The organism is Luteolibacter rhizosphaerae, from assembly GCF_025950095.1.
In the GTDB taxonomy this organism is placed as follows: Bacteria; Verrucomicrobiota; Verrucomicrobiia; order Verrucomicrobiales; family Akkermansiaceae; genus Haloferula; species Haloferula rhizosphaerae.
Genome location: NZ_JAPDDR010000004.1, coordinates 331,981 through 351,251 on the forward strand (window position 1 = coordinate 331,981; position 19,271 = coordinate 351,251).

The following is a 19,271-nucleotide window of genomic DNA, read 5'->3' on the forward strand; positions in this document are numbered from 1 at the left end:
CACGCAATCTCGGGATCAAGAGGCTGAAGCTGCGGGATCCCCGGTTCGCGACTACCAGCCACCGTAGTGCCACGCATACCAACCACCGCCGAGGTTTTCCTGATCGTGATAGTGCCTGCTTTCAACAGCAGCACCGCTGAAGCTGTAGTAGAGGCCGCGCTTGCCCCACGGGAATTCCGATTTCTGAAAGGTGAGTTCAAGATGTCCATTCTCGGCGATCACGGACTCGAAGCAGAATAGGCCGATCCATAAGGGTTCCTTCGCCTTCTGCCCGCCAGCGGATGCCCGGGCTAAGCTGTCGAGGCTGGGGCGGCTGAGGGCCAGTGCCGCCTTGAAGGGCAGCCCGTAGAACCCGAGGACAACTAGCAGAACGAAGGTGTAGAGGAGGCGGATCCAGACGATCGCGCCCTCGAAGGGCCGGGGCAGGCCGGGCTTTTTCTTCCACGTGAAGACAGCGCGGACGATGACCCGGGTGATGATGAAGAGCGCGGCGACCAGGAAGACGACGGTAGCAGCAGCCAGAAAGCCAAGGTCGAAGCCGGGTAATCTGAGTCCCCAGAGGGCAAGCGCAACTCCCAGGATAAGGGTAAGGGCAAAATAAAGAAGCCGATTGTTCCGGGAGACAACATAGCAGCTAGCTGCGTTCATGGGAGAAAGAGGATGTCAGATCCTCTCCCGGTCTCCGAATCGATTGTCTCTGCTTGAACATCGATTCAGGCGATGTTCAAGCAATGCGTGTCTTCTTAGATCTTCATCGCGTTGAAGCCGCCGTCGACCACCATCTCGCTGCCGGTGATGAAGCCGCCGGCCTTGTTCGAGGCGAGCAGGAGGGTGGCACCGATGAGGTCGTCCGGGCTGCCGAAGCGGCTCATCGGGGTCTGGCGGAGGATGTCGAGCACGCGGCTCTCGTCCAGCACCTTGCGGTTCTGCTCGGCGGGGAAGAAGCCCGGGACGAGGGTGTTCACGCGGATCGAATACTCGGCCCATTCGCGGGCAAGGTTCTTGGAAAGATTGTGCACCGCCGCCTTGCTGGCGGAGTAGGTGAAGACCCGGGACAGGGGCACCAGGCCGGACATGGAGCCCAGATTGATGATCGAGGCCGGGATGCCCTCGTTGATGAAGTATTTCCCGAAGACCTGACAGGTCCGGAAGACAGCGGTCAGGTTGGTGTCGATGATGCGCTGGAACTCCTCCTCCTCGATATCGAGGAAGGGGGTGGGGGCATTGATGCCCGCGCCGTTGACCAGGATGCTGGCCTTGCCGGAGCGCTCCACCACCTGATTGACGAGCTCCTGGAGGGAGTCGCGGGAGGTAACGTCGGCGGGCAGGAAGTAGCCCTTGCCGCCGAATTCCTCCATCTCCGCGAGCAGGCGCTCGGCCTTCTCGCGGATGCGGCCGACGAGGACCACTTCCGCGCCGGCGTGGGCGAGTCCTTGGGCCATGCAGCCGCAGAGTTCCCCGGTGCCACCGATGACGACAGCGGTTTGGCCCTCAAGGCCGAAAAGATCTTTGAAGAATGCGGCGGTCTGCATGCCCGGAGATTTTGTTGGAAACGCCAGCGGGGCAAGTGGAATGAGCGTCGGCAGCGTCCTCAATCGCGTTTGAGTCCCCCGCTGCCGCCATTGCCGATCCGGGCCCTGCCAAGGATGCCGTATTTCGGCGCGAAAAGCAGGGAGAGGAAGAAAAGGCAGCCTTGGGTGAGGACGATGCAGCCGCCGGTGGACGCGTCGAAGTGGTAGCTCGCGAAAATCCCGGCCACCGTGGAGCCCACGGCGGAGAGCGTGGCAATCCCGAGCATGCGGTCGAAGCGGTCGGTCCAGAGCTGGGCGATGCTGCCTGGGGTGACGAGCATGGCTACCACGAGGATGATGCCGACAGCTTGGATCGCGACGACGATGGCTCCTGCCAGCAAGGACAAGAGCAGGTAGTTCAGAAAGCTATCCCGCAGGGCCAGCACCCGGGCTTGAACGGGGTCGAAGCAAATGAGCAGCAGGTCCCGTCGCAGGACCAGCGTTACCGACAGGACCACGATGCCGAGCCCGAGACTCTGGACCATCTCGCTTTTGCCGATGCCCAGAATGTTTCCCAAGAGAATGTGATCCAGATGCTTGTCCGGAGTCGTGCGACTGAAGAGCACCAGGCCGAAAGCGAATAGGCCGGTGAACACCACCCCCATGACGGTGTCCTCTTTCAGTCGACTGTTTCGCTTGATGAATCCGGTTCCCGCCGCACACACGAGCCCGGCCGCGAAGGCACCGAGCTGCAATGGTAGCCCCGCAATATAGGCAACCACGATCCCCGGTAACACCGCATGCGAGATAGCGTCGCCCATAAGCGACCAGCCTTTGAGCACGAGGAAACAAGATAGCACCGCGCACATCGCTCCGATCACGCAACCCAGCAAAAGGGCATCGCGCATGAAGGCGAATTGCAGAGGTTCAAAGAATTCGCTCATGGCTGCCCTGGGGTAGCAACCCGTCGACGGGCAGCGAGTATGCCGTGCTTGGGCGCAAAGATGAAGACACCAAGGAACACCAGAGTCTGGAGTGTTACGATGCAGCCCCCTGTCGCCCCGTTCAGGAAGTAGCTGGCATAGGCTCCAGCGAGGGATGTGCCCACCCCCAATCCGGAGGAAAGCAGGATCATCTTCCCGAATCGATCCGTGAGCAGGTAGGCGGTGGCTCCCGGCGTCACGAGCATGGCCACGACGAGGCAGGCACCGACCGCCTGCAGGGCGGCGACGGACGTGGCGGCGAGCAGGGTGAGCAGGATGATGTGCAGCAGGCCGGTGGGCAGGCCGATGGTGCGGGCCTGGTTCGGGTCGAAGCAGAAGAGCATCAGGTCCTTCCACTTCAGGCCGAGGACCAGCAGGGTGATCGCGCTGATCACCATCACCTGGATGATATCCGGATCCGAGATGCCGAGAATATTGCCGAGGATGATCGCCTTCAGGTCCACCTGTGCCGGATAGAGGCTGATCAGCACCAGCCCGAGCGCGAAGTAGGTGGTGAAGACGATGCCGATCGTCGCGTCCTCGCGGATGCGGCTCTGGGCCTTGATGAAGGCCATGGTGCCGGCTGAGAGGAGCCCGGCGATGAAAGCACCCAAGGCGAAGGGCCAACCGCCGATGTAGGCGATGGCGACCCCCGGGACTACCGCATGAGAGAGGGCATCGCCCATGAGCGACCAGCCTTTCAGGGTGATGAAGGCGGAGAGGAAGCCGCAGACGCCACCGATCAGCGCGCTCACGCCGATGGCTTTCAGCATGTAGTCGTAGTGGAAGGGCGTGAGCAGGGATTGGAGGAACTCAGTCATGCTCCTCCGATCGTTTCCGCAGCAGCTCCTCATGCTGGCCGCGGTCCTTGTATTCGAGGTGGCCATCCTTACCGAAGACCAGGGGGCGTTCGTCATCGGACAAGACGCGCACGGCGCGGCCATCGTGATCCTGGATGGTGGATTCCTCGAAGTGGAACTGCCGCAGCACTCCGCCGAAGGCCTTGGTCAGGTTGTCCTCGGTGAAGACATCGCAGGTGGGCCCGTAGGCCAGCACCGTGCGATTGATCAGGACCACCTGGTCACAGAATTCCGGCACGCTGCCGAGATTGTGGGTGGAGACGAGGATGATGCAGCCCTCCCGGCGCAGTTCGCGCAGTAGGGCGATGATCTCTTCCTCTGTCTTCACGTCGACGCCCGTGAACGGCTCGTCGAGCAGGATCACGCGTCCGCCTTGGGCGAGGGCGCGGGCGAGAAAGACGCGCTTCTTCTGGCCGCCGCTGAGCTCGCCGATCTGGCGATCACGGAAGTCCCACATCGAGACGCGCTTCAGGCTTTCCTCCACCTTCGCCTTATCGGCGGCGCGGGGGATGCGCAGGAAGTTCATCGCACCGTAGCGGCCCATCATCGCCACATCCCACACGCTCACGGGGAACTGCCAGTCGACTTCCTCCGCCTGCGGAACGTAGGCGACGAGATTGCGCTTCAGCACCTCCTTCACCGGCATGCCGCTGATGCTCACGCGTCCCGCCTTCGGCTTCAGGAAGCCCATGATGCTCTTGAAGAGCGTGGACTTGCCGCTGCCATTCACGCCGACCAGAGCGCAGATGGTGCCGCTATCGAGATGGAAGCTGGCATCGTGGAGGGCGAGATGGCCGTTGGCATAGACCATCGATACCCCCTCCACATCGAGGCGGGGCATGAACATCTGCGCTGGTTCGCGGGAACTCATGGATGGGGAAGGAATCCCTTCACGATCGTGTCGGCATTCGCTTCGAGCAGCTTGAGGTAAGAAGGAGCCGGGCCATTCTCATCGGTTAGAGAGTCCACGTAGAGGACACCGCCGTAGCGGGAACCGGTTTCCTGCGCGACCTGCTGGGCAGGCTTGTCGCTCACGGTGCTCTCCGAGAAGATCACGGGAATCTTGTTGGCGCGCACACCGTCGATGACCTTGCGCACCTGCTGCGGGGTGCCTTGGGCATCGGCATTGATCGGCCAGAGGTAGAGCTGCTTGAGGCCGTAGTTCGCGCAGAGGTAGGAGAAGGCGCCCTCGCTGCTGACCAGCCAGCGTTGTTCTTCCGGGATGGCGGCGAGCTTCTGGCGCACGGGTTCATCGAGCGCCTTGATCTTGGCGACGTAAGCGGCGGCGTTGGCATTGTAGGTCGCCTCATTGGCCGGATCCATTTGCACCAGTGCCTTGCGGATGTTCTCCACATAGATCGCGGCATTGGCCGGAGACATCCACGCGTGCGGGTTGGGCTTGCCGGTGTAGGGACCCTCGGTGATGCCCATGGGCGTGACGCCTTCCGTGAGAACCGCGCTGGGGACGTCCTTCAAGTTCTGGAAGAACTTCTCGAACCAGAGTTCGAGGTTCATGCCGTTCCAAAGCACGAGGTCGGCCTGCTGGGCTTTCACGATGTCCTTCGGGGTCGGGTCGTAGCCGTGGATTTCCGTCCCCGGCTTGGTGATCGATTCGACGATCGCGGCATCGCCGGCGACTTCACGGGCCATGTCAGCGATGATGGTAAAGCTGGTCACCACACGCTTCTTGCCGGAGTCGGCGGCCTTCTTGCCGTCCCCGCAGCCACAAAGGGCCAGGGCGGCGAGGGCGGTCAGGAGCCAAGACTTCACGGGGGTTAAACTGGATGAATTCATTTTCGGTGCAACGTAGAATCTTAGTGTGGGCTAAATTTCAGATCAAAACTTTGTGCTGAGGCCGAGGAAAGGGGTGAAATCCGTAGCGGAATCGGTGAGGCCGAGCCGCACGCCACCGTCGAGCTGCCAAGTCGGGGTCAGGGCCCATGTCATGCCGGTATTGAAGTAGGCTTCCCAATCGGCCCCAGACTCCGCGCTGAGGACACTGACGAGTTCGAAGAAGACGGCGGTGTTCTCGGTGAGGTCGTGGCTGGTGGTGGCGGAGGTCACGGCGGTGAAGTGGTGACCGCTGCCATCCTCGTCGGCCTCGATATTGCCTTGGGCCATGATGGCGCAGGACCAGCCGGCGGGGCCGTCGAAGGCGAAGGGGACGATCAGACCGCCTTCGAACTCGCCGTTGCCCAGGTTGTTCTGAGCGGTGGGAAGCTTGATGAAGGGCATCAGCGCAAGGGCGGTGGAGCCTTCGTCATTGCCCCAGAGGTTCCGCTTCAGGCGGATCTCGATATCGCCGAAGCCTTCGTCGCCACCACGGACATGGGTGTAGGTGGGAATGACGAACTGAAGATCGGTGGAGGGGTCGAGGCCGATCTTGGCGTTGAGTTCGCCGAGGGTGAGTTCCCGCTCGCGGCCATCCTTGGCCCATGCGGCGAGCTCCAGCTCGAATTGGAAGTGACCGGCATCAACCGTGTAAGGGCTCTCCGTGGTGTCCGGACGGTCGGTGCTGAGAGGGCGGAGTTCTTCCGCGCAGGCCGCGGGGATCATGGCTGCGACGAGGGCGGATCGGGTTAGCGGGGTAGGCATGGGTCAAAATTAGCCTAGGCTAATTTTAATTGGGAAGGATAATTTTTGGGCGCTGCGAAACCGGTGAGATGTCGGGCGGGATGAATCAGGCAACCCTGAGCCAAGCGCGGACGGTGGTGGCCCCTTCAGTCAGCTCCACCAGACTGAATTCAAAGGGCGGGCCGGGGAGTCCTGCGGCCAAGCTACGGAAAGTGTGATCCTCCGAGGAGCATCGCCATGAGGGGACTTCCGGGTGTTCTACCCAATCGCCGACTTGGCAGTCGTCACGCCGGTTTTTCCGGGAGCCGAGGGTTCTGTTGATCGCCATCTGTTTTCGGGGTTTCTGTCCCTATAACGATGGCCGATTTTGCGTCTTGTCGAAAACACGCGATCGCGTGGGGTGGCGATGGCCTGGATCCGCTGCGTGTGAGCGGAGATGGCAAGGGGGCTTCCCGGCAAGGAAGCCCCCGACCATGCCCGCCGGAGAAACCCAAATCCCGGCGGGGCTATCCTGGAAAACCGCGCTTAGGGGCGGTCCGCCCGGAGGCGGGCGAAAACCTTCGTGGCGGGGCCTCCGGTGATGGTGAGTGTGACTTCGACCTCATCCGTTTCCGGTGCGGTGCGGTCTTCGATCACCGTTCGGGTGATCGTGGCACTGGTGCCGGCGGTATTGGTTCCGCCGGAGGCATGCCAGTTCTCCAAGTCGGATGACCACTCGTAGGCGGAGCTGACATCAGAGGCGGGCACATTGGTGAGCGAATGGCGGAAGCGGAAGGAGCCGGGGGCGAGCGGAAGGAGTTCGCGAAGGCCTTGGCCGGGAACAGAGGGGTTGCTGCCCAGCACCTGCTCGATGCCGTTTGCCAAGCCATCGTGATCCGGGTCCGCGTCGAAACCGGTTTTGGTTCCGACCGGGAAGCCCGCGATCCATGCGGCATAGTCGTCATCCGCCGGGATCACACCGGGGAACACCGAGAGGGAGGACCACTGGCGGGCGACGACGGCATTGTCCCACTCCGTGCTGTCCGTACCGCCGGAGCCGAGGCGCATGGCGGTGGTCCAGTTCGTCTGGGTAAATGGCGTGGTGAGGGTAGGCGCGGACTCCGGGGCGGAGAGATCCGGATTCACCCAGAAGCTGATCAAGTCCAGTTCGTAGTCGAGCTTCAGGATCAGGGTGTAATCCCGTCCGGCGATCGGGACGATGCCGCTGTAGACCGGGGTGGCGGCGGGGGCTCCGATGCTGAATTCGCGCTGACCTGAGACGGGGTTGGGTGCGGTCACGACGCCGGCGAAGACGCGCTCGGTGCCGAAGTCGAAGGCGGAGATGCCGCTCCAGGTGCTGGCGGCGCCGCGCTTCATATCGGCACGGAGATAGACGACGCGCCCGACGGTATTGACCTCTTGGTTGACTGCGCCGAGGTGCTCGTCGCTGCCGGCGACATTGCCTTCGCCGGGGCCGTTGAACTCGCGCTTGGCACCGCTGTCCATGGTTCGGAGCTTACCGCCGACAACGTCGGAGACACCGAAGACATCATCCCAATCCGAGGTGCCGGTAGTGGTGTGGCCGACGAAGAAGTTGTTCGTCCTACTATTCTCATAGTCGAAACCGCTGCCGCCTTGGAGTCCCGCGACGAGGCCGTCATCATACGAGAAGTTGTCGCTGCCGACCAAGGTGAGGTCGCCGGTGGGAGGGGTGGATGAAGCAGAATTCGGATTGGAGCCCTGAGTCACCTCGTAAGAGTCTTCGTAGCCATCGCCATCCGTATCGAGGAGGTTCGGATTGGTGCCGGGGTTGGTGGTGCTCACGAAGGTACCGCTGTTGTTCTCCTCACCGTCGAGGAAGCCGTCGCCATCGGTATCGACGAGGGTGGGATTGGTGCCGGTATTGGTGGCGCTGACGAAGATGCCTGTGCCGCTTTCTTCCTTGTCGCCGATGCCGTCGCCATCGGTGTCAGAGTTGTTAGGGTCGGTGCTGCGCTGGTATTCCTCGAGGTTGGTCGAGCCGTCCCCGTCCGCGTCTCCGCCCCCATCGTTGACGCCGACGACGAGACCGTTGGCAAGTTCCCAGGCATCGAGCATGCCGTCGTTATCGCTATCGGAGGCGACGACATCGGCCAGCTCGTCCCCGGCGGTCACGGCATCGAAAGCCCATGATTCCGCGGTCACCGCGGCATCTCCCTCGCCGGAGCGGATGCGCAGGGTGTCGAAGGAAAGATCGGCATCCGTGCGGGTGATCTGTGGTGCTCCGAGGGCAGCGACGCTGCTGGTATCAGCGGGATTGAGCCAGACATCGAGGGTGTCGTTCGCACCGTCCACCATCGTGATGCGGGCAACGATTTTGGTAAGCGCGAGAGTCGACACGGGAACCGCGGGACCGACGAGCGCGGCACCTGCGCCAGCCTTCCACTGGTAGTCACCGGGCCATGACTTGCCGATGAGGAGTTGCTCCGTGCCGCCGCGGTAGAGTCCCAGACCGCCGTAGCTGCTGGTGGAAGTGGTGCCGGCGACATTCGTGGTCTGCTGGCCTTCGAAGGAAACCCACACGGTCTTGGATCCGCCCACGGGTGGTTCCTGTAGGGATGAGATGAGACGGGATGCCTGCTGGTTGGCCACCGCGCTGACGGTGCCCTTGCCGCCGGCGACGGTAGGGGTGCCGCCGGCGTTGGCCCAAGGGGACATCCAGCCGAGTCCGCCGTTGCTGGAGGCGAGGGGTCCATCGACGTAGTTGAAGTCCTCACGGGCGAAGATGTCCGCGAAGGCGGGCGATGCCGAGGCGAGGAGGCAGGAGGTAAGGCAGAGGTGTCCTAGGTTCATGGCGGGTTTTCGTGAAGCTCGCGCGGGGGTTCTCCGGCGGGCAAGACGAGGGCTTACGCCCGACCCCGCACCAGGTTACGGGGTGATGTGAAAATATTGTCCCAAGCGGGGAGTTCGCGATGATTCGCTCAGGTCCTGGTTGAACTCCTCGGGGAATTGCCGCATGGCTTTGATTCCCCGATGAGAGGCGACGGTCCCCTCAATCCGCTGCCGGAAGATGCGGCTGCCCATGACTTCGAGACCCTGCTGATCTCCCATCAGCACCGCATTTACTTCTTCATCCGCACGATGGTGTTCAACCCGGACGATGCGCGGGATGTGCTGCAGGATGTGAACGCGGTGATCATCCGGAAGCGGGGGCAGTTCATGCCGGGAAGCGATTTCAAGTCGTGGTCCTTCGCGATCGCCCGCTTCGAATGCCTGACCTACCTGCGGCGACACGAGGCGAAGCGAGCGGCGAGCGCGAGCGAGGAATTCCTCATGCATCTGGCGGAAGGTGCGGAGACCAAGGCTGACGAGAGCGAAGGCTGGCTGGAAGCACTGGCGGAGTGCCGCAAGCTGCTGCCCGAGGAGAGCGCCCGGCTGCTGCAACTGCGCTACCAGGCGAGGGTGCCGCTGGAGGAAATCGCGCCGCGCTGGCAGACCACTGAAGGTGCATTGAAGCAGAAGCTTTTCCGGATCCGGGCCCAACTGAAGAACTGCATCCTGAAGCGGCGCTCCGCGGCGGAGGGAGACAAAGAAACGTTTGAAGTGTGACCTGAAGCCGATTTCCAAGTAAGCCTCCTACAAACCCTCTTGATGAACCCCGACTGGGACAACTGGATCGAGCGCCTGAAGTCAGCCGACCTCACGGAGGCCGAGTTGCGCGAGTTCGAAGAATCCGTGCGCAAGGATCCCGCGAACCGGGATGCCTATCTCGCGGCGTTGCTGGCGGAGACGAGTCTGGAGATGGAGAGCCTGCCGCATCCCTTCGCGAAGGGTAATCCGAAGGTGATTCCTCTCCCGCGCTGGCCGCGGCTCGCGGGCATCGCTGCGGGTGTGGCGCTGCTGGCGACGGCTTCGTATCTGGCGGGGCTACGTCTGGGTGGGAAGACGGGCCCGACACCGGTAGGCGGCCATCTGGCCACGATCACGGATGCGGATAGGCCGGCCGAGGATGCGGGATTGAGGATCGGGCAGCCGCTTGAGAAAGGCGCTCTGAAGATCCCGGACGGGTCCGAAGTGGGGATTGCCATGCGCGGCGGAGCGAGGCTGAAGGTGCGGGGGCCGGCGGAATTGCAGATCGATGGTCCGGACAAGATCCGGCTGGAGAAGGGCCGGATCAGCACCTACGCGCCGACCTACGCGCATGGTTTCACCGTGGATACGGTGGACGGGAAGGTGGTGGATCTGGGAACCCGCTTCGTAACGGCGACCGATGCCCAGACGGGAACCGAGGTGCACGTGCTGGAAGGACTGGTCGAGGCGCGAGCGGGGGCTGCGACACCCTTCCAGAGCTTGAAGGGCGAGAACGCGGCGGTGCTGAAAGGCGGGAAGCTGGAGGCGACCGAGTTCCTGGCGCAGCGACTGCTGGTGCCGCTGAACCCGGTGCTGGAGGATCGGGATGGGGACGGATTCCCGGATGCGGTGGAGAGCTACTATGGAACTCGTAGCGACGAGGCGGCCTCCAAACCCGAGACGCTGAGGTTCGAGGAAAGTTTCAGCGGCTATGCGGCCGGAGGAATCTACGGAGTGAAGGCACGTGCGCTGGGGACACCAGCGGGCCGGGCGTGGGAGGGAGCGGGAACATTTCAGGACGAGGGGCTATCCTACTCCATGGAGAAGAAGCGGCTGAGAACCAGCGGCGGCTCCGTAAGGAGCACGGGTGAGACGGGTGTGGGCGCGCTGCTGAGGATCGACCCGATGATGTTTCCGCCGGTGGGGGTGAGCTACCTGAGCTTCCTGATGCAGAATCCGGAAAAAGATGCGGGTGGATGCTTCGCCGGGCTGCTGCTCTACCACGGTGACCGGGAGGAACTCTTCATCGGCAAGCTGAGCACGGCGAACTCCTACGGTTCGCGCTTGAAGCAGAGCGATGCCCAGGATGCCTACGGGTTGCCGCTGGATGACAAGCCGCACCTGTTTGTCGTGCGGATCGATCGGACGCGCTTGGTGACGGATATCTTCGTGGACCCGGTGCCGGGTCAGCCGGAGTCCTCGGCGAAACAGCGCTTCCGCTATCAGGATGTGCCGATGGTGGACCGGATCGTGGTGCGTTCAGGCCGGGCAGGCGGCTTGTTTCCAAGCGTGTTCGACGAGATCCGCACGGGGCTGAGCTGGGAGTCGGTGCTGCCGGTGGCGGAGTAATTGGCTACGGCCTAGAAGGCTCCGTTCAGCTTCCTACCGGTCCAGAACACGGACATCAGGAGGATGACGAGGGCGACGCTGGCCCAGTGCGACCAGAGGGGAAGACGGTTCTCGATCGGGCGGGGCTCGGGCAGGGCCTCGATCTCCTTGATGAGCTCGGGGAGTTGATCCGGGGTGATCATGCGACCCTTCGCGATGCGGGCCATTTCCGCGAGGACTTCGGGTCGGGCGGGCTGGCCGGTTTGTTCGAGCTCCACACCTTGGGCAAGGAGCTTGGTTTCGATCGGTTCGGCACCCGCTTCATCGATGGAGGCGCGGAGCGTCCATTCGCCGGGCAGGCTGACTTTCATGCGACCGGAGAAGGCGCCCCAGGCGGTGTCGTTCTTCTCGAGCGCGATGCGTTCCTTGGTGCCATCCGGCGCGGTGGCATCGACATAGACATTGCCTTCCTCCAGCGGGGCTCCGGCGGCATTGAAGGCATTCGCATTGAAGGTGACGGTGTCGCCGGGCACGGGGCGCTCCGGGGTAAAGTAGAGGCGCACGCGTTCGCCGGCGGCCATGTTGCGTTGGTAGGACATCCAGCGCGCGACCTGACCCCAGAAGCGGTAGTGATACTTGTCCTCCACGCCGCGGCGCCAGCGCCAGGCGGAGTCGATGCCCATGAAGAGGACCTTGCCGTTGCCGGCAGTCTTCGTGACGATCAGCGGGGTGGGACCGAAGCGGCCGCGGCGGTTCACGTTCACGGCCAGCACCTCGGTGCCGCCCTTCGACTTCACCACGGGAGCATGCCAGTGGAAGCCGGGGAGAGCGCGCCAGACATCGGGGTTCGCCTCCTCTGAATCCGCCAGCATGGTGAGTAGCGAGCTGCGGCCTTCTCCGGTAAGGGTGAGAGGAGAGGCGACGGGATCGTGGAAGCCCGGCTTGTTCTCATTGTCCATGATCACCGGCATGAGATCCCAGAGGGCGGTATCCTGCAGGGTGAATTGGTTCCCTTGCGGACCGGGCATGAAAACGATGCCGCTGGCCTGATTCTCCACCAGACCGCGCAGGAGTTCGCATTGGTCCTTGGTGAGTTGGTCGGGCGCGACGCCGACATCGCCGATGAAGATCACGTCGTATTTGGCGAGGTCCTCGGGCTTGGAAGGGAAGTCCTGAATGTAGTCGGGGCCGTCGCCCTTGCCGAGCTGCGGGTGGAAGAGCAGGCAGGAGAGTTCCACGCCGGGATCGCGGGAGAGGGCATTGCGCAGGTAGCGATACTCCCAGCGCGGGAGAGTCTCGATCACCAGCACCTTGATCGATTCGGGGCGACCGGAGAGCGTGAACTTGCGCGAGTTGTTCGCCTCGATCAGCTCGCCATCCGCCATCGGAATGGAGAGCTCAAGGGTCGAGGCTCCTTCCTTCTCCAAGCGCCAGAGGATGGCATCGTAGGTCGGCTGGCCCGGGGGCAGGGTGATCTCCTTGGTCTTCTCGCGGCCGGTGTCATCCCGCAGCCGCACGATGGTGCGGACCTCGCGGTCGAGCGAGGAGCGGACGGTGAAGGGGATCTGCACGTTCTCGCCCACGATGCCGTAGGCGGGGGCGGTAACGGAGAGGAGATCGAGGTCCGGCAGGCGTTTCTTGCTGCCGACCGGGATGGTGAAGAGCGGGACGCCGCGCTGGAGCAGCTTCTGCGCGGCCACGACCGGCGGCTGGCCGATATTGTAGTCGCCATCCGAGATGAGGATGGCGGCGCGGAGATTGGTCTCGTTCTCTAGCAGATCCTCCACGGGGCTGCTCAGATCGGTGCCGGCGAGCGGGACTTGCGCGGGATCTTCCGGCGGCGCGGAGAAGGAGCGGTCGACTAGATCGTTCTTCTCGCCATCCGCGATGGGCGCCCAGAGCGGGCTATCGAGCGCCATGCGGGTCCAGTCCTTGCGCGAGATCACGCTGCGGTTGGGGGAGAAGATCTGCGGCACCTCGGCATCGAGAGTGTCCATCGACTTGGATGCATCCCAGAGGATCGCGATGCGCGGCTTGGTCTGCGGATGAATGACGGTGAGCCACTCCGGCTTCCACAGCATGGCGACCACGATCAAGGCGATGAGGAAGCGCAGGCCCTCCAGCAGCGCGGTGCGGCGCGGGTGGGGACTGCGCTTCCACGAGAGGAAGCAGAGCACGCCCACGATGAGAAGCGCGGCCAAGCCCACGGCGAGCATCGCGGGGCTGGTGGTGAACTGTAGATTGTGGAGGCTGAAGGACAAGGGAACGCGCTAGAGATAAATATTGAAGAGCCAGACCTCCGGATAGATCTCCTCGGAGTGGGCCGCATGGGAGGGGATCTCCGGCTTCACTCCTGTCTTGGCGGAAAGCGCCAGACCCCAGCGCCGGCTGAGGGGACCGCCCCATTCGATGAGCAGGGTTTGCGACTCGAGGTAGATCTTCGGTTGAGGCTGGAGTGAGATCCGATCGAAGGGCGCGGTGGCCGCCAGCCACTTCTGCTGTTCCGGCCAGTGGTCTTGTTCGGTCGTGAGATCCTTTCTAACCACGAGCCATTTCGGCGGCGCGGCGGCGGTGGTCTTCACCGCCTTCACGAAGTCCGCGGCGGTGGTCTTGGCTCGCAGGGTTTCGATCACGCCCTGATTGAAGGTGGGCAGGGGAATGTAACGCGGGCCCACCAATGCCAGAAGGGGGAACGGCAGGATGGCGAGCTTCAGCCAATGATCCCTGCCCCGGATGATCCGATAGAGGGCGAAGAGTCCCAGTGGAAGAAGCAGGAGGAGGCTGAGCACCAGCATGCCCGTGATCGCCATGGAGAACAGCGTATCGCTCTGCCCGAGGGCGAGGCCGTCGAAGTAACTGCTCAGCCGCCCCACGATCACCAGGCCTGCGATCCCTGCGGAAAGGAAGACATAGCAGAACCAACCCCAGATCCACCGGGATCTCGGCTTGGTGTTTTCCGGGATGGCGGCGCTGCTGATCATGCTTTCACCGGGGGATTCCGTGTGCCGGGTTCGGCCGTGGCTTGGCTGCTCCGTTTCGGCAGGCAGAGCAGGGCCTCCGAGATCAGGAAGCATAGCATGGCGACAAGGAAGCCGCGCCAGATATCGCTGGGGCCACTGGAGGCGGAGACGGTGGTGCGGCTGTCCTCGAACAAGCTGAAGCCGGTGCCCTCGAGCGTGTTGTTCAGCATCTCGCGGGTCATGATCTCCGGATCATCTTCTGCGGCGGGGCGGTTGAGGGCCATGGTGCGCTCACCGAAGCGATGGATGCCAGCTTCGAAGGCTTCATTCGCGGGTACGGGCGCGCCGTAGTCATCGAGACGGGTGCGGGATTCGCCGGGGCGCGGTGCGGCGGCCCGGCTGCCGATGTTCGCGAGATAGCCGGCATCGAAGCGCTCGGCACCTTCAGCGATCGCGCGTTGCACGACGGGGAGCAGCACGTCGGCATCGCCGAGATTCGACCAAGTGTAGTCCGGCTGTGAGCCGACGAACCACGCGGTGCCGCGGTCGACCACGCGACGGGTGATGAAGGTCTTGCCATCATCCCAGCGGGCGAGCACGGCGGCCTCGCCCTCGGGAAGGCGCCGCTTGAGGGCCTTGAAGCGATCAGCGGGGATGGGCGTGCCATCGAGGCCATCGCGCAGGAGACCATCCTCGTGATCCCAGGAATCGAGGATGAAGAACTTGCCCGCTTCCGATGTGGTAATGGCCGACCATTTGATCCCGAGGAACTCGGCGTTGCTCTCGCCCTGCGGCGCGAAGAAGACGAGCTCCCCGCCATCGACGAGGAAGCGGTTGAGTGATTCGGAGAGTTGTCCGGTGGGAAGCGGGGCAGCCCAGAAGACGGCGGCCACATCTTCGAGCTCGAGGCGCGAGAGTTGGGCGGGATCCTTGCGTTCTACCGATTGACCGCCATGGCCACCCGGGGCGATGGCGATCGAAAGGTATTCCGTAGCCTCGCCGGGTGGTGCGACCAGCAGGCTCTTCACGGGGCGTGAAGGTCCGTAGGCGAAGAAGGCCGCGTTGTCGCGCAGGTTGCCATCGCCGGGAATCGAGAGCCAACCGTAGCCGGACTCCTGGTTGGGCGGGATGGGCAGGGACTTGCGGAAACGGAAGTTTTGTCCGGCCAGCGTGACATTCGTCATGTTGCGGACACCGTTCATCGTCGAGCTGAGCGGTAGATTGAGCGGTGCCGTAGAGTCCTCGCTGCGGGTGATCTCGATATCGAGCACCAGTTCGTTGCCGGCGCGGCGGGAGGACAGGATGCGGATGGCTTGGTTCGGCGAAGGCTCGCCGCCGAGCGAGAGGATGCGGAGCTTTGGCGGCTGCGGCAGCGAGGCGAGCGCGGCGCGGACGGAGGTCCAGCGATCATTATCCGGCTTCCAATTCGACTTCTGCAAGTCGGAGGCGATCCAGACTTCGGCGCGACCGGGTGTCTCGATGAGATACTCGGCGGCGCGGCTCGCGAGCGTGGAGAAGTCCGCGGTGGTATCGGTGGCCGTGGTGGTGGAAATCTGGTTCAGGACATCCGGGCTGGGGACCTCCTGTGGCTGGCCGGAGGCGCTATCGAGCAAGACGAGCCGCGTGCCGCCGAGATCGGCCAAGGCATCGCGGATGCGCTCGAGGGCGAGCTCGCGTCGGGGCACGGTGCCGGAATGCGGCGTGGCTTCCATGCTGGCGGAGCGGTCGAGGATGAGGACCACGAGGTCGGGCTTGCCACCGCCCCAGCCGAGTAGCCCGCTGACGAGCGGACGCGCGGCAGCCGTGACAAGCGCGGCCACTCCGAGGGCGCGGCAAGTAAGAATGAGAATGTGGCGGAGCTTCTTCTTTCCCCGGGATTCCCGCGTCGCCTTGAGCAGGAACTGCATCGCCGCCCACATGACGGTCTTGTGCCGCCTGCGGTTCAGCAGATGAATGATGATGGGGATGCTGGCCGCGAGCAGCCCCCAGAGCATCGATTGTTGAAGGAAAGTCATCGGCTATGAATGCCCCTTCTTCGGAAGGCGCGCGGTGAGGAACTCACGGAGCAGGGGCTCGAGCGGGGTGTTTGTCGGGACCAGCTGGTAGTCCGCGGCGGCGTCGTGGCACTTGTTGCGCGTTGTTGTCAGGAAGTCGCGCAGGGCGCTGTGGTACTCATCCGAGATGAGATTCGGCTCCACCACGAGCGAGGTGCCGTCCTCCATGTCGACGAAGCGGTGGGGGCGATCGAACTCGAAGCCGAGCTCCTGCGGGTCCATGAGGTGGAAGACGCAAATGTCGTGCTTGCGGTAGCGCAGATGCTGGAGCGCATCCGAGAAGGCCTGCGAGTCGGTGAAGAGATCCGAGAGGATGACGACGAAGGCGCGCTGGCTGATCTTCTCCGCAATGACATGCAGGGCGGCGACCAGGCCGGTATCGCCGGAAGGCTCCAGCTTGCCGAGAGTCTCGAAGATGTGTTGCAGATGGGCAGGGCGACGGCTCGGCGGGACTTCGAGGTGGAGCTTGTCCGTGCAGACCGAGAGGCCGGCGGCATCGCCTTGGTTCACCAGCAAGTAAGCGAGGGAGGCGGCGATGCGGTTGGCGTAGGCGATCTTCGATTCGCCTTGGCCATGGAACTTCATCGAGCCGGAGGCATCGACCACGAAGTAGGCGCGCAGGTTGGTATCGGCCTCGAATTCCTTGATGTAGAATCGGTCCGAGCGCGCGAAGGCCTTCCAGTCGAGGCGGCGGGTGTCGTCGCCTGCGACGTATTTGCGGTACTCCGCGAACTCGACGGAAGAGCCGCGGTGCGGGGAGCGGTGTTTGCCCGCCACGTTGCCGATCATCGGTTGGCGCGTCTCCAATGGGATCGCACCAAGCCGGGCGAGCATGCCGCTATCGAGGAAGTCGTATTTCATCCGAAAGATTCCAGAGACCAGAAACCAGAATCCAGATTACTAAGAGCTCGAACCGATTTTCTGAATCAGGCCTGCAAGCATGCGTGAGATCTCGCCAGTCTCCTCGATCATTCCTTCGGTCTTCGCAAAGGGCTCGATTCCCAGCTCACGACAAGCTTCACGGTGAATCATCAACTGAGTTCTCAGTTCTCCACAGGACCCCTTGCTGTAGCCCAGAAAGCGGCAGAAGTCGGCGATGCTAGGACGTTCCGACCCTTCTGCAATATTCGACGGAATCGAAATGGCGGAACGTTGGATCTGATCCTTGAGTGCGAAGTCACGGGAGCCGTGAGATCCTACACAAACATTCACAGCCAATCGGCAGCCTCTCTTCCACACTTCTAGATTCTCAAAATTGTGTGAGTGCATCTCTCGTGTCTTGGTTCTGGCCTCTGGTATCTGGTGTCTCATTCGTCCCTCATCTCCGCAACCAGCCGCTCCACCACCTTCTTGGAGGTCATGCCTTGGGACTCGGCGGCGAAGTTCGTGATCACCCGGTGTCCGAGGACGGGGATGGCGACTTCTTCCAAATCCTCGATGCTGGCCATGTAGCTGCCACGGAGGGCGGCGCGGGATTTGGCTCCGAGAATGAGATACTGCACGGCGCGCGGTCCGGCGCCCCAAGCGACGTAGTCCTTGATCCATGCCGGGGCCTCCGGTGTGCCGGGGCGGGTCTTGCGGACGATGGAGACGGCGTAGTCGTAGAGGTGTTCTGGCACCGGCACACGGCGGACTAGCTGCTGATATGCCATCACGGCATGGCCATCGAGCAGGTGATTCAGAGCGGCACGGGCGGTGCCGGTGGTCTCGCGGGCGATGCGCTTTTCCTCCTCCGCGCTGGGGTAGTCCACCTCGATCAGGAACATGAAGCGGTCGAGCTGGGCTTCCGGCAGGGGGTAGGTGCCTTCCTGTTCGACCGGGTTCTGGGTGGCGAGGACGAAGAAGGGCGGCTGGAGATCGTAACTACGACCGAGAACCGTCACCTTGAGCTCCTGCATGGCCTCCAGCATGGCGGACTGGGTCTTGGCCGGGGCACGGTTGATTTCGTCCGCGAGCACGATATTCGCGAAGACCGGGCCGCGGACGAACTCGAACTCGCGCCGGCCGCCGACGCCGGACTCTTGGATGATGTCCGTGCCGGTGATGTCCGCGGGCATCAGGTCCGGGGTGAACTGGATGCGGTTGAATGTCAGGTCGAAGGTCCTGGCGACCGAGGAGACGAGCAGGGTCTTGGCCAGACCAGGGACGCCCATCAGCAGGGCGTGGCCGCGGGCGAAGAGGCAGATGGCGAGCTGCTCGATGACCTTGTCTTGGCCGATGATGGCCTTGCCGAGTTCCGCCTTGAGTGCGGCGTAGGTTTTTCCGAGCTGGTCGATCGCCGCGACATCGTCGGGGGGGAGTTGGTGGTCCGTGTGGGTGTCGGGGGCAGCGCTGGTCTCTTCCATGAAATGAAGCTGTTTTCGGAATTTCAACCAAGCTAGAGAGGGACCCGCCGTTGTCGAGGCGGATGAAACGAATCCCGCTTGCCGAAGCGGGGATCATTCATAAGCTGTCATACAACATGAAGTCACTCGCATGGGCATTGGTATTGGCTGGATCCGCGATGGCGGCTCCGGAAGCGGTTTCCCTCTTTAACGGCAAGGACCTGACGGGCTGGAACTCGGCCAAGGGCGGCGAGCCCGGCAAAGGCTGGGAGGTGAAGGACGGGGTGATCCATCGCGCTGGTGGTGGAGGGGATCTGGTCTCCGAGAAGGAGTATGCGGACTTCGAGCTGGAGTTTGAGTGGAAGATCTCGAAGGGCGGGAACAGCGGGGTGAAATACCGCCTGCGGAAGACCCCGGCCGGCTGGATCGGGGCGGAGTATCAGGTTCTGGACGATGCCGGGCACCCGAACGGCAAGGTGGCGGACACCAGCGCAGGCTCGCTCTACGAGGTGATTCCCGCTGCCAAGGAGAAGGACCTCAAGCCCGCGGGGGAGTGGAACACCTCGAAGGTGGTTGCCAAGGGCAACACCCTGGAGCACTGGCTGAACGGCAAGCTGACGCTGAAGATCGACACTGGCAGCAAGGAGTGGGCGGCCGGGAAGAAGGCTAGCAAGTTCGCGAAGGTTGAAGGTTTCGCCGAGGCCGGGGCGGGGCGGATTTTGCTCCAGGACCATGGTGACGAGGTCTGGTTCCGCGCCATCCGGATCAAAGAGCTCTAAAGATCGGCGGAAAATTTCGGTTTTCCACTTGCCAGAGGGGGGTCGTCTGCTAAACAGCCCGCCCGCTTCGGGCAGCCGGACACGGTTTCG

At 63.1% G+C, this 19,271-nt stretch carries 17 protein-coding genes; 3 read left to right on the forward strand and 14 right to left on the reverse strand.

The annotated features are described in order from the left end of the window. Nucleotides 1-51: 51 nt before the first annotated feature. The 8 genes from OJ996_RS09680 to OJ996_RS09715 form a co-directional block, all read right to left on the reverse strand. Nucleotides 52-648, reverse strand: coding sequence for a hypothetical protein (locus tag OJ996_RS09680; protein ID WP_264513349.1), 597 nt, complete (start codon nucleotides 646-648; stop codon nucleotides 52-54). Between the two features lie 95 nt (nucleotides 649-743). After that, entirely contained in the window at nucleotides 744-1,532 is a 789-nt protein-coding gene (locus OJ996_RS09685) for an SDR family oxidoreductase (protein ID WP_264513350.1), read from the reverse strand. A 59-nt stretch (nucleotides 1,533-1,591) separates the two neighbouring features. Beyond that, on the reverse strand, nucleotides 1,592-2,455 hold the full coding sequence (locus OJ996_RS09690; RefSeq protein ID WP_264513351.1) for a metal ABC transporter permease: 864 nt from the start codon (nucleotides 2,453-2,455) through the stop codon (nucleotides 1,592-1,594). Next, the gene (locus tag OJ996_RS09695; protein WP_264513352.1) at nucleotides 2,452-3,315 is read right to left on the reverse strand and encodes a metal ABC transporter permease; all 864 of its coding nucleotides are present in this window, start codon (nucleotides 3,313-3,315) and stop codon (nucleotides 2,452-2,454) included. The genes OJ996_RS09690 and OJ996_RS09695 overlap by 4 nt, the downstream gene beginning before the upstream one ends. Continuing rightward, nucleotides 3,308-4,225: a metal ABC transporter ATP-binding protein gene (locus OJ996_RS09700; RefSeq protein WP_319800686.1), complete on the reverse strand. Its 918-nt coding sequence runs from the start codon at nucleotides 4,223-4,225 to the stop codon at nucleotides 3,308-3,310. The genes OJ996_RS09695 and OJ996_RS09700 overlap by 8 nt, the downstream gene beginning before the upstream one ends. Continuing rightward, nucleotides 4,222-5,148 carry a metal ABC transporter substrate-binding protein gene (locus OJ996_RS09705; protein WP_425605555.1) on the reverse strand — a complete coding sequence of 309 codons (927 nt, stop codon included), beginning with the start codon at nucleotides 5,146-5,148 and terminating at the stop codon, nucleotides 4,222-4,224. The genes OJ996_RS09700 and OJ996_RS09705 overlap by 4 nt, the downstream gene beginning before the upstream one ends. A 42-nt stretch (nucleotides 5,149-5,190) precedes the next feature. After that, a complete protein-coding gene (locus OJ996_RS09710) occupies nucleotides 5,191-5,949 on the reverse strand; it encodes a transporter (protein ID WP_264513353.1) in 759 nt (252 codons plus the stop codon). A 504-nt stretch (nucleotides 5,950-6,453) separates the two neighbouring features. Continuing rightward, a complete protein-coding gene (locus OJ996_RS09715; RefSeq protein ID WP_264513354.1) occupies nucleotides 6,454-8,739 on the reverse strand; it encodes a thrombospondin type 3 repeat-containing protein in 2,286 nt (761 codons plus the stop codon). A 180-nt stretch (nucleotides 8,740-8,919) separates the two neighbouring features. Between OJ996_RS09715 and OJ996_RS09720 the strand changes: the two genes are divergently transcribed. Together OJ996_RS09720 and OJ996_RS09725 are read left to right on the forward strand one after the other, a co-directional pair. Beyond that, on the forward strand, nucleotides 8,920-9,495 hold the full coding sequence (locus tag OJ996_RS09720) for a sigma-70 family RNA polymerase sigma factor (RefSeq protein WP_264513355.1): 576 nt from the start codon (nucleotides 8,920-8,922) through the stop codon (nucleotides 9,493-9,495). 42 nt (nucleotides 9,496-9,537) lie between these two features. Further along, the gene (locus tag OJ996_RS09725; RefSeq protein WP_264513356.1) at nucleotides 9,538-11,085 is read left to right on the forward strand and encodes a FecR domain-containing protein; all 1,548 of its coding nucleotides are present in this window, start codon (nucleotides 9,538-9,540) and stop codon (nucleotides 11,083-11,085) included. A gap of 11 nt (nucleotides 11,086-11,096) precedes the next feature. On the opposite strand, the gene OJ996_RS09730 is transcribed toward OJ996_RS09725, so the two are convergent. Genes OJ996_RS09730 through OJ996_RS09755 form a run of 6 tightly spaced genes read right to left on the reverse strand, consistent with a single transcriptional unit; the run spans nucleotide 11,097 to nucleotide 18,423 of the window. Beyond that, the gene (locus OJ996_RS09730) at nucleotides 11,097-13,325 is read right to left on the reverse strand and encodes a hypothetical protein (RefSeq protein ID WP_264513358.1); all 2,229 of its coding nucleotides are present in this window, start codon (nucleotides 13,323-13,325) and stop codon (nucleotides 11,097-11,099) included. 9 nt (nucleotides 13,326-13,334) lie between these two features. Continuing rightward, a complete protein-coding gene (locus tag OJ996_RS09735; RefSeq protein WP_264513359.1) occupies nucleotides 13,335-14,045 on the reverse strand; it encodes a hypothetical protein in 711 nt (236 codons plus the stop codon). Beyond that, nucleotides 14,042-16,039 carry a BatA domain-containing protein gene (locus OJ996_RS09740; RefSeq protein WP_264513360.1) on the reverse strand — a complete coding sequence of 666 codons (1,998 nt, stop codon included), beginning with the start codon at nucleotides 16,037-16,039 and terminating at the stop codon, nucleotides 14,042-14,044. The genes OJ996_RS09735 and OJ996_RS09740 overlap by 4 nt, the downstream gene beginning before the upstream one ends. A gap of 3 nt (nucleotides 16,040-16,042) precedes the next feature. After that, the gene (locus OJ996_RS09745; protein ID WP_264513361.1) at nucleotides 16,043-16,939 is read right to left on the reverse strand and encodes a DUF58 domain-containing protein; all 897 of its coding nucleotides are present in this window, start codon (nucleotides 16,937-16,939) and stop codon (nucleotides 16,043-16,045) included. Between the two features lie 39 nt (nucleotides 16,940-16,978). Further along, complete coding sequence (locus OJ996_RS09750) at nucleotides 16,979-17,389, reverse strand: four helix bundle protein (RefSeq protein WP_319800688.1); 411 nt, start codon at nucleotides 17,387-17,389, stop codon at nucleotides 16,979-16,981. Next, nucleotides 17,386-18,423 (reverse strand): AAA family ATPase, encoded by a 1,038-nt coding sequence (locus OJ996_RS09755; protein WP_264513363.1) that lies wholly within the window; start codon nucleotides 18,421-18,423, stop codon nucleotides 17,386-17,388. Before OJ996_RS09755 ends, OJ996_RS09750 begins: the two co-directional genes overlap by 4 nt. Before the next feature lie 116 nt (nucleotides 18,424-18,539). Between OJ996_RS09755 and OJ996_RS09760 the strand changes: the two genes are divergently transcribed. After that, complete coding sequence (locus OJ996_RS09760) at nucleotides 18,540-19,181, forward strand: 3-keto-disaccharide hydrolase (RefSeq protein ID WP_264513364.1); 642 nt, start codon at nucleotides 18,540-18,542, stop codon at nucleotides 19,179-19,181. Nucleotides 19,182-19,271: the final 90 nt, after the last annotated feature.

Coding starts and splice junctions, on each gene's coding strand:
- OJ996_RS09680 (WP_264513349.1), bottom strand. CDS start 648: ATGAACGCAGCTAGCTGCTATGTTGTCTCCCGGAACAATCGGCTTCTT.
- OJ996_RS09685 (WP_264513350.1), bottom strand. CDS start 1,532: ATGCAGACCGCCGCATTCTTCAAAGATCTTTTCGGCCTTGAGGGCCAA.
- OJ996_RS09690 (WP_264513351.1), bottom strand. CDS start 2,455: ATGAGCGAATTCTTTGAACCTCTGCAATTCGCCTTCATGCGCGATGCC.
- OJ996_RS09695 (WP_264513352.1), bottom strand. CDS start 3,315: ATGACTGAGTTCCTCCAATCCCTGCTCACGCCCTTCCACTACGACTAC.
- OJ996_RS09700 (WP_319800686.1), bottom strand. CDS start 4,225: ATGAGTTCCCGCGAACCAGCGCAGATGTTCATGCCCCGCCTCGATGTG.
- OJ996_RS09705 (WP_425605555.1), bottom strand. CDS start 5,148: ATGAATTCATCCAGTTTAACCCCCGTGAAGTCTTGGCTCCTGACCGCC.
- OJ996_RS09710 (WP_264513353.1), bottom strand. CDS start 5,949: ATGCCTACCCCGCTAACCCGATCCGCCCTCGTCGCAGCCATGATCCCC.
- OJ996_RS09715 (WP_264513354.1), bottom strand. CDS start 8,739: ATGAACCTAGGACACCTCTGCCTTACCTCCTGCCTCCTCGCCTCGGCA.
- OJ996_RS09720 (WP_264513355.1), top strand. CDS start 8,920: ATGAGAGGCGACGGTCCCCTCAATCCGCTGCCGGAAGATGCGGCTGCC.
- OJ996_RS09725 (WP_264513356.1), top strand. CDS start 9,538: ATGAACCCCGACTGGGACAACTGGATCGAGCGCCTGAAGTCAGCCGAC.
- OJ996_RS09735 (WP_264513359.1), bottom strand. CDS start 14,045: ATGATCAGCAGCGCCGCCATCCCGGAAAACACCAAGCCGAGATCCCGG.
- OJ996_RS09740 (WP_264513360.1), bottom strand. CDS start 16,039: ATGACTTTCCTTCAACAATCGATGCTCTGGGGGCTGCTCGCGGCCAGC.
- OJ996_RS09745 (WP_264513361.1), bottom strand. CDS start 16,939: ATGAAATACGACTTCCTCGATAGCGGCATGCTCGCCCGGCTTGGTGCG.
- OJ996_RS09750 (WP_319800688.1), bottom strand. CDS start 17,389: ATGAGACACCAGATACCAGAGGCCAGAACCAAGACACGAGAGATGCAC.
- OJ996_RS09755 (WP_264513363.1), bottom strand. CDS start 18,423: ATGGAAGAGACCAGCGCTGCCCCCGACACCCACACGGACCACCAACTC.
- OJ996_RS09760 (WP_264513364.1), top strand. CDS start 18,540: ATGAAGTCACTCGCATGGGCATTGGTATTGGCTGGATCCGCGATGGCG.